This window comes from Bradyrhizobium sp. LTSPM299 (assembly GCF_000938235.1).
Taxonomy (GTDB): domain Bacteria; phylum Pseudomonadota; class Alphaproteobacteria; order Rhizobiales; family Xanthobacteraceae; genus Bradyrhizobium.
On sequence record NZ_JYMU01000089.1, the window covers coordinates 23,159 to 32,424 of the forward strand.

Here is a 9,266-nt window from a genome sequence, read left to right on the forward strand (position 1 = left end):
AGGTAACTCGTGAGCAACATTGCCAACGCCGCCAGGGCGGCTTCACACTTCGTTCAGCGTCGATTCCTCCATGTCGTCTTTGCCTCGACCAGCGGTCACACGGAGTACGTAGTGGGGGCGCTGATCGATTCTTTGAAGACCATTGCCCCAGGCTGGGAGGTCGATGAAACGTTGGCTGAGAAGGCGCAGCCACAGGATTTGCTAACCGGAGATGTTCTCCTGCTCGCCTCCGCGACCTGGAATACCGGAGGCATCGAGGGACAATTGAATCCACACATGTGGGTGCTGCTCCATGACAAGGCGAAGACGCTGGATCTGGCCGGCAAACCGTGTGCGTGCATCGGGCTCGGGGACCATCGATACTTCTACACGGCGCGAGCGGCGGATCATTTGCAGCACTACGTGAAGGCCCACCATGGCCGGCTCATTGTTCCAGCGCTTAAAATCATCAACGAGCCCTACGGCCAGGAGGAGGCAGTAAGAGTTTGGAGCAAACAGCTGGTGAATGCTGCGAAGCCGGCAGATTGGAGTTAGGCGATGCCCCGCATATCTCTCAAAATGGTCGGCGCTTCCGGACAGGGAATAAACTCCATTGGCACGATCATCGCCAAGGGTCTCAAGAGATCCGGGTACTGCGTGTTCGGCTATCGCGAGTATCCCTCCCAGATAAAGGGCGGGCATGCGAGTTACCAGCTGGACGTCTCGAATGAACACATTTGCAGCACCGAAACCACGGTGAACGTGCTTGTCGCACTCAACCATCACGGTCTCGAGCTGAACATGGATGAAGTGAAACAGGGAGGAATCGTGCTGCACGTGACGCCCGGGTGGCAGTTTCCGGAGCAGCATCGGAAGCTGATCGCGGAACGAAGCCTTCGCGTCATCTATTTCCCGGTTGATGACATTCTCAATCGCCTTGGTGCGACGGCAATACTGTCGAACGTGCTGCTGACCGGTTTCGTCTGGTCCATGCTTGACCAGGATATCGATACCCTCAAATCTCTCGTCGGGGGCAGGTTCGCGAAGAAAAAAGCCCTGCTCGAACTCAACATGCGATGCATCGATGAGGGATATTCCTTTGTCGATCCAGAGCAGGAGACGATCTCCGTCCCGTTGCCGCCACCTGACGAAGGCTTCGCGAGCCACCTTTTGATTACCGGCAGTCAGGCGATGGGACTCGGCGCCGTTCATGCGGGGGTGCGGCTCTGTGCCGGCTACCCGATGACGCCCTCCAGCCCGCTGCTGTCATTCATTGCCGAGCTCGAAAACAAGACTCATATGGTGATCAAGCAGGCGGAAGACGAAATCACCGCCGCGCAGATCGTGAGCGGGGCGATGTACATGGGAACTCGCGCGCTCACCGCCACCTCCGGTGTCGGCTTTGATCTTATGAGCGAGACACTGTCTCTGAATGCCATGATCGAGAACCCGACGGTGTTTGTGCTGGCGCAACGCCCCGGTCCGGCGACGGGCCTGCCGACCTGGACGGCTCAAGGCGGTCTACTGCAGGCCGCGAACTGCTCTGCCGGCGAATTCACGCGCTGCGTAATCTCGGTCAGCAACAGCCAGGATGCCTTCGATTTGATGCCGGTCGCATTCAATCTGGCAGAACGGTATCAAATCAGTGTCATTGTTCTTACTGACAAGCAGATCGCTGAGGCGCTCTATACGCAACAGCCTTACGATCTGGAAAAGGCCGATATCGATCGCGGCAGGCTGGTCGTCGAGCCCGAGAAGCTGAAAGCCCTGAAATCTTCCGACCGATTTAACCCGCACGCCGAAGGCGGCGTTTCGTTGCGGTGGCTTCCCGGCGGCGACGCGGCGACCTATTGCGCCCAGGCCGATGAACACGATTCCATCGGCGCCGTGAATGAGTCCGGCGTCAACACTAAGTTGCAGATGGAAAAGCGGTTGCGGAAGTTCCACGGATTAAAGGCGGGGCTTCCCGCACCTGACCTGAGTATCGGCGGTTGCAACGCAAAGACGGCCGACTGGATGGACGTAGGCGACGAAATCGAGTTGCTCGCGATCGGCTGGGGAAGCACCGGCGACGTATTTCGAGACGTCATGTGCAGCGACGAACTGCGAGAGCGGAAGATCGCGTATTTGCACTACACGTATCTCTGGCCGCTCCGCACCCAGGAGCTTCAGAGGTTGGCAAAGCGGTCGAAACGCATTGTCCTGGTGGAGCAGAACTATCAGGGGCAGCTGGGCATGCTGATCAGGATGGAGTGCGGCCTGGATATCCCGGATAAAATTCTCAAATACGACGGCCGGCCATTCTTCCGCGATGAGCTTCTTGCGTCGGTGATGGAGAGATGTGCGACCACCGCGGAAAACGAAGGAAATTGTTCCAGCTTCGACTATGCAGGTACCTCATCATGAACGTCGATCTGCAGATGCGCCCGCCCGTTCTTTCCGACTACTATTCGGAGACCAAGTGCGTCTGGTGTGACGGCTGCGGCAACTATGGCATTTGGACGGCCGTAAAGTATGCGCTGGTAGAACTGAATTTGCGTCCGTGGCAGGTTTGCCTTTGTTACGATGTCGGCTGTCACGGCAACGGCTCGGACAAAATTGAGGGCTACCGCTTCCACGGGCTCCATGGCCGCGTTATCCCGTTTGCTGCAGGCGCGAAGCTTGCAAATATGAAGGTTCCGGTCATCGCCTTCGGCGGGGATGGCGCGACTTTCTCTGAGGGTATCGGGCATTTGATCCACGGAGTGAGGAGCAATTATCCGATCACGTTCGTCCTTCACAACAATACCAACTACGGGCTAACGACCGGACAGGCGAGTTCGCTCACGCCACAGGGGCAGCCAATGAACACAAGCCCCAACGGGATCCCCGAGCAGACGTTGGCGAGCATGGACCTGATCTTCTCGCTCAACCCCACCTTCGTTGCCCGTGGCTTCAGCGGCGACATTAAACTGATGACCCGCATTCTCAAGGCCGCCATTCAGCATCGCGGCTTTGCCTTCGTCGAGATGCTCCAGGCGTGTCCGACATACAATCACTTCGCGACGCACGAATATCTGTTGGACAGGTACTTCGACGCAAATGCCGATGGTCACGACCCAGGCAATCTGCAGCAGGCGAGGGCGCTCGCCACGCGGGTTCAGGATCGCATCGCCTGCGGCATTCTCTATCAACGCGAGGACATACCCGATTTCTATAACCGGCTAATTCCGCGGCAAGGACTGGAGACGACCTGCGTCGAGGAGGTGCAGAGGTATGATGTGAGCGAGTATTGGAAGGAGTTGGTGTAAGTAAGCTTCCCCGTTGGGAAGGCGGTGGCGCGGGCTGCGATCATCCGCTTGACAACTTTTGCAGTGATGCCGACCGAAATCGTCTTCAACGCGATTGAAGTACGAATTGGAGCGCTGCGGCGCCGACCTATGGGGGATGCGAGGTTCGGCGCGTCTTGCCGACAATACCGTTCTCGTGCGCCTCTCCCGATCAGATCAGGTCGCCAATTGCGACAAACTCGGTGGCAACGCCGACGCGTCATCAGCGGATCCGTGATCTCTTCAAAAAAGCACCGCTCCGGCGCGAGGGTTGCGAGATCAGTGGAGCGATCCGCGCGGTGATTGAGCTTAGTCACGAAAGCAGCAGCCACGTCATAAGCGATCTTTACCGGTCGCCTATTTTGGATCTGCGCGCGCTCGACGCGGAAGAGCCACGGTATGCGTGGACTGGCTGCTCCTGCCAAGCGATCTCTCATCATGGTGGTCGCGCGAAGAGGAAGGTAAAGGGTGGAGCTGCTGCCACACTTTGGTGCAGGCGTGAGCGGTATTGTGCAAGCGACGGTAGCTTCGGTCGAAAATTCTGAGATGCGAGGTCAATTATCAGGCACACAAGCGCGTTTCATTGCGCATGTGTGGCACAGACGTCCGAGTGGCGGCCGCGCTAACCGAATCTAACATATTCTAACGCGACGTCGGCGGACCCGTCGGCTATCGTTTGGTTGTACAAGAGAATTCGCTTTTAATTTCGGACCGCGCAAAACAGTGCAGCAGACGAGAGCGAGCTTTGGCCGCACGGCGCTGCCCTAACCGCGCCACTACTAAACCAAGGAACTGCCCGTGAAAACCGCCTTCGTTGGACTGGATTACATAGTCGATATCGTCCACCCCAGCGGCAAGCTCGTCAAAAAGGGCGGGCATCCGCTTGATGGAGGAACGATCGACCGGGTCAACGGGATCATATCTTTGTCCGGCGAGAAAAACTGGCTCAGAATTCTGGTCAAAGTCGGGTTCATGCCCGGTTACGTGAATCTGCCAAAGCAATCACCGTTCTTCGGGGCAGCCCAGGCGCTTGGAGCGCTGGAGCTAGGCAGCAGCGGTACCGATTTTCATCCCGATCTACGAGCTGATCTCGTTGATATGATCGTGCAGAAGCCAAGAGTCAGCGCATTCTATTGCACGAGCCTGGAATCTGCACTCCGCGCAAACAAGATCGAGCGACTTGTGTTAGCGGGGGTCAGTACGCCTTGGGCCGTACAGGCAACCGCGCGCGATGCTCATGATCGTGACTACTCAGTGGTTATCGTTGAGGACGCCTGTGCGGCGGCCTCGCAAGACGCTCATCGCGAGTCGATAGAGCTATTAAGCCGAATTGCCCAGATCATGAAAACCGAAGAGCTAACCCGACTGTAGTTCAGGAAACGACTCCGCGCCCGTTAAGGTGCAACGACGGACCGGAGCGACTGCGGATCTCGGCAATAGCGCTCCAAGGAGATTCGGATGGCGAGAGAGCATATTCAAGTGCTGCGCAAAATGCTGCAAAGCGATCGAGGCGTCATCCTGCCAGGAGCGCCTAACGCCCTTGCCGCTCGTGTGGTTGCTGACCTCGGCTTCTCCGCTGTCTACCTTACGGGGGCAGGGCTCACCAATACATTGCTCGGTCTCCCCGATCTCGGCTTTTTGGATCTATCTCAAGTAACCGAGCACACGATGGCGATACGGGGCGTCGTCGACCTGCCTTTGGTGGTTGATGCAGACACAGGATTTGGTAACGCGTTGAACGTTTCACATACCGTCAGAGCGCTGGAGCGGGCAGGAGCAAGCGCTGTCCAGTTAGAGGACCAGTGTGCGCCAAAGCGGTGCGGACACTTCGACGGCAAGGAACTTATCGTCGCCGACGAAATGGTAAGCAAGATAAAGGCGGCCGTCGATTCGCGACGGGAGGACGTCGTCGTGATCGCGCGAACGGACGCCTGCGCCGTCGAAGGATTCGAGGCCGCCATCGAGCGAGCGGGTCGCTATATCGATGCCGGCGCCGATATGACATTCGTCGAGGCGCCGAACTCGCTTGAAGAACTCAAGGAGATCCCAAAGCGCCTGAGGGCTCCTCAACTGCTAAACATCGTGTTGGGTGGCAAGACGCCCATCGTCGACCGCAAGAGCTGCGAAGACATGGGATATTCCTTCGTCCTGTACGCAAACGCAGCCCTTCAAGGAATGCTTCTCGGGATGCGGACGGCTCTCCGGACGTTGCGCGAGAAGGGTGTTTTAGACGAGCGGGATAGCTGTATCGCATCCTTCGCAGAGCGACAGCGTCTGGTCGGCAAGGAGGAATTCGATGAGATGGCGAGAAGCTACGCACATTTGTCAATAACTTGAGTCGAGGGTCCGGATGACGGGCAGTTCGGAAGTTGTGGAACGGCACCCCAGGAGAAACCGCATGAAAACTGCCAAAGCCGATGTTCATTGTTCGCATCAAAACCCGACTGCTGTGACGGATCCCAGCGGACCGACGGGTCGGCTCGCGACCTGGCTCGCAGCAACCAGTATTGAGGACATTCCGCCGTCGGTGCGCGAGCATGCAAAATATCTGATCCTGGATGGCGTCGCCTGCGCATTAGTTGGCGCGCAGCTGCCCGTCTCTCGCAAGGGAGTGGAAGGCATCACGGAGCTCGACGATTCCGGTAAGGGCGTGCTCATCGGCTGGGGCGGTCGTACAACTAGCTCGTCGTCCGCGGCCATGCTCAATTCAAGCTTTATTCAAGGCTTCGAATTGGACGATTATCACCCCTTGGCGCCTCTACACAGCAACGCGATCGTGCTACCTGCGATGCTCGCGGCGGTTCCGCACGTGGGACCGGTAGACGGCGCGCGTTTTTTGCTTGGTGCGATCCTTGGCTACGAGACGGGCCCTCGGGTGGGTATGGCTCTCGGCGGGCTGGATATGCTGTCGAGAGGTTGGCATTCGGGCGTGGTGTTCGGCACGCTTGCGGCCGCAGCCTCCGCCGGCTGTCTTTATGATTTGAACGCGGCGCAGTATGAAGACGCGCTAGGTAGCGCCGCCACACAGTCATGCGGTCTGATGTCGGCGCAATTCGAATCTATGGTCAAGCGCATGCAACACGGGTTCGCGTCGCGGAACGGACTGACGGCTGCGGCCTTGGCCGCAGTGGGTTACGTAGGGATCAAACGCGTTTTCGAACGTGAATATGGGGGATGGCTATCGGTCTTCGGCGAGGGCCATAACCCCGATGCGTCAAAAATCTATGCCAATCTGGGAGAGGAATGGGAGACCGATCGCATCGCCGTTAAGGCGTATGCCGCTATGGGCCTGTTGCATGCGGCGATCGGAGCCGCACTTGAATTGAGGCCGGAGGTGAAGGTAGGCGAGATCGAGCAGGTCGATATCTTCATGCCCGAGGCCGCCTACGGTCATGGTGGTTGGCAGGCGGTCCGTCCGTTGGAACCGATCGGCGCTCAAATGAACGTCGCCTACGCCGTGGCCGCGGCGTTGCTGGATGGACAGGTCCTGGTTGAACAGTTTTCCGAGAAGCGGATCAACAAGGACGATATCTGGGGTTTGATCGGTCGTACAAAAATTCACCATGATAAGGATTACGACAAGCTTCCGGTCAGCGAGAGGGAGACCACGCGCGTCTGCATCACATCAAAGGACGGTAGCAAGCACAGCAAGGTCGTGGCCCATCCGAGAGGGACCGGTCCACGTGCTCTAACTAACGATGAGATTCTGGACAAATATCGAAGTCTGACACACTCGATCATCTCGGTTGATCGCCAATCGGCGATCGAAAAGACGGTGCTTAATATCGAATCCGTCGGCGATATCTCGTCGCTGGTCGACCTTCTTGCTCCAAAGGTTCGGTCCGCGCTCGAATAGTGATGCAACGTTCGATCTTAGCAACGGTATGGGTTGGATGCCATTAGATCCGCGATCTCTTTTGTTGCGTCTTGGAGAGCGTCCTGTTCACGATAAATGAATCGACGAGGGGCGCTCTGCGTTTCCCGAGGTCTTGGCGAAGAACTCGAAATGTTGGTGCGGCATTTCTCTCGCCACCATCGCTGCCTTGCCAGCGGCACATGCGAAGCCGCGGAAATGCACACACCTGAGCAGGCCGATCAAATCAATTGCGGTCGAGCCGGGATAGAGTCGTGCTGACGTTATGGAAGTACGCAGGAGGGCGGGATGCTGAAAGGTTTGCGATGCAGCGATCACCGCTTGGGACTGTGGCGTTGGTACCTCGTCGCCATGGCACGTCGGCAGGTGCGCATCAAAGGGCGTAAGGAAAATGCGAAGATACACTATGATGCTGGTGGGCGCGGTGTTCGCTCTAAATCTGCTATCATTTGCAGCAGAGGCACGCGTCCAGGTCGTTAACGACGGCGATCGATTCAGGTTCGGCGGTGGTTACATCGGTGACAGAAACCGCAGCGATAAAAGGGGTTCGAGTCTTCGCTATCACTCCACGTCGCAGTCTGGATATCGCCCTAACAAGACGCGCTGCTATTTCCCGCAGGAATGGCCGAAACTGCCCCCCTGGCCGCCTTTCTGTAATTGAGCGCGAGCCTTCACCGCTCCTCCTTGATTCCGCGCCCACGATTTTATCTCATCCTTGTAAATCGCGGCGTGGCGACTTAATTGCTTTCGCCGCGCCGCAGTGGTGCCCGAGGCACAAACGCGGCTGCTACAGTCAGTTCCATTGCCAGCATTACTGCGTTCGGCGCGCGCCGACCCCTGCCGCCTTGTGGCGGTTCAGACACAGCCCAGAACTCTCGCTATGGGGAGCACTGGACGGGCAAGCAGAAGAGACTAATCTCGCGGCATTGCCAGTAAAGTAATCGTTTGTCGCGGAGCGTGCCGTGAGTTTTCAGATTACAGTTTTGAAGGTTCTGGCGGGTCATCCTGATGGACGTGCCTCCGTTGCCGAGGTGACGCGTTATGTCAGCGTCTTGATGTCGAGCGGATCGGATTGGACCGACCGGATGCGTCGGTTGGCGGCTCGCGCTCCAAAGCTCGATATTTTTTCCAGCGCGCTTGTGCTGCGGGACAATGGCGGTTGGCAGATCACAGAAAATGGACGACAGCTTCTGGCTTCGCTCGAAGCGCCACTCCCCACCGTACTGGTCCGGGAGCAATCGTCCGGGTCTGATGTGGCGGTGACCACAGCGCCGGGTCCGGTTCAATCGCCCGTGCTTCGCCTTGTTGTAGACAACACCCGTAGCCCGCAATCCGATCGCGGACCCGATGAAACACGGCGGTCTGCCTGAGTGCCACTGTGGAATGCGCTTTAGCGAATGCAGCGTGTACCACCGCGAATTAGGACGTCTCTCGGTCTGCGGTTCGGATTGTGCCGCAGGTAGCGCTGACAGCACAGTGAAGCTGACTGCCTGGCGGCCAACAACACCTTGCCAATCCGCCCGCTGTCGCCCTGGTCCGATGCCGTTTCTATCCCTCTCGGAACGCGGCGAAATGTCTTACGGTCCGTCTCTCCGCTCGGAGACGGCAAAAAGCTAAGTGACTGAAAAACCAGCTGTAAATAGGCTGGTAGCACTGCGAAAGACGGCCCTAGGGAGCGCCAGCAAACTCAGGCACTTAGGTAGCCATCAGCCGTGTTCGTTGAATAATGGTTGAATAAGACGCTGGTGAACAGCGGCGAACGCTTGAGGAATTTGCTGCCGACATTAGCAGAGTAGCCCCGGCGCGATGCCTCACCGTGGCTGGCGCATTCGCGAAAAATTTCCTCGCCGCCCTTGGTTTCCGGAAATATTCAAAGCGCCGCTGGTCTTGGTGCCGAGGGATACACGGACTACCCAACGATGGATCGGGCTCATAAACGCGAGACGATCACCGATCCACCCAATTATCAATGCCGGGAGCCGTACGTGATCGTTGCGGCCCTAGCTTAGGGCGCCGCCACGTAACAGCTGGTGATATCCATGTTCGGTCATCCATTTGGCGCGGGCCAAATGACTATCAAACGCTTCGCGCGCACGATCTGGCTC

General features: G+C 57.7%; 7 protein-coding genes and 1 pseudogene. 7 read left to right on the top strand and 1 reads right to left on the bottom strand.

Annotated features, from left to right (window positions below):
- Positions 1–9: 9 nt before the first annotated feature.
- The 7 genes from UP10_RS38700 (at position 10) to UP10_RS43685 (ending at position 8,531) form a co-directional block, all read left to right on the top strand.
- The gene (locus UP10_RS38700; RefSeq protein WP_044592426.1) at positions 10–534 is read left to right on the top strand and encodes a flavodoxin domain-containing protein; all 525 of its coding nucleotides are present in this window, start codon (positions 10–12) and stop codon (positions 532–534) included.
- 3 nt (positions 535–537) lie between these two features.
- Positions 538–2,385 (top strand): 2-oxoacid:acceptor oxidoreductase subunit alpha, encoded by a 1,848-nt coding sequence (locus tag UP10_RS38705; protein ID WP_082077519.1) that lies wholly within the window; start codon positions 538–540, stop codon positions 2,383–2,385.
- Positions 2,382–3,269 carry a thiamine pyrophosphate-dependent enzyme gene (locus tag UP10_RS38710; protein WP_050044034.1) on the top strand — a complete coding sequence of 296 codons (888 nt, stop codon included), beginning with the start codon at positions 2,382–2,384 and terminating at the stop codon, positions 3,267–3,269. The genes UP10_RS38705 and UP10_RS38710 overlap by 4 nt, the downstream gene beginning before the upstream one ends.
- 816 nt (positions 3,270–4,085) lie before the next feature.
- Positions 4,086–4,658, top strand: a complete 573-nt coding sequence (locus UP10_RS38715; protein ID WP_044592428.1) for a cysteine hydrolase family protein — start codon at positions 4,086–4,088, stop codon at positions 4,656–4,658.
- Between the two features lie 87 nt (positions 4,659–4,745).
- A complete protein-coding gene (locus UP10_RS38720; protein ID WP_044592429.1) occupies positions 4,746–5,624 on the top strand; it encodes an isocitrate lyase/PEP mutase family protein in 879 nt (292 codons plus the stop codon).
- Between the two features lie 61 nt (positions 5,625–5,685).
- Complete coding sequence (locus UP10_RS38725) at positions 5,686–7,143, top strand: MmgE/PrpD family protein (protein ID WP_044592430.1); 1,458 nt, start codon at positions 5,686–5,688, stop codon at positions 7,141–7,143.
- Positions 7,144–8,123: 980 nt separating this feature from the next.
- Positions 8,124–8,531 carry a hypothetical protein gene (locus tag UP10_RS43685; protein ID WP_082077521.1) on the top strand — a complete coding sequence of 136 codons (408 nt, stop codon included), beginning with the start codon at positions 8,124–8,126 and terminating at the stop codon, positions 8,529–8,531.
- A 630-nt stretch (positions 8,532–9,161) separates the two neighbouring features.
- Here UP10_RS43685 and UP10_RS46200 read toward each other — a convergent pair.
- Positions 9,162–9,266: pseudogene (locus tag UP10_RS46200) on the bottom strand (DUF2285 domain-containing protein); the annotation flags it as partial.

What these genes read in the sequence shown, in the direction of transcription:
- UP10_RS38705 (WP_082077519.1), top strand. Translation starts at nt 538, where the DNA reads ATGCCCCGCATATCTCTCAAAATGGTCGGCGCTTCCGGACAGGGAATA.
- UP10_RS38710 (WP_050044034.1), top strand. Translation starts at nt 2,382, where the DNA reads ATGAACGTCGATCTGCAGATGCGCCCGCCCGTTCTTTCCGACTACTAT.
- UP10_RS38720 (WP_044592429.1), top strand. Translation starts at nt 4,746, where the DNA reads ATGGCGAGAGAGCATATTCAAGTGCTGCGCAAAATGCTGCAAAGCGAT.
- UP10_RS38725 (WP_044592430.1), top strand. Translation starts at nt 5,686, where the DNA reads ATGAAAACTGCCAAAGCCGATGTTCATTGTTCGCATCAAAACCCGACT.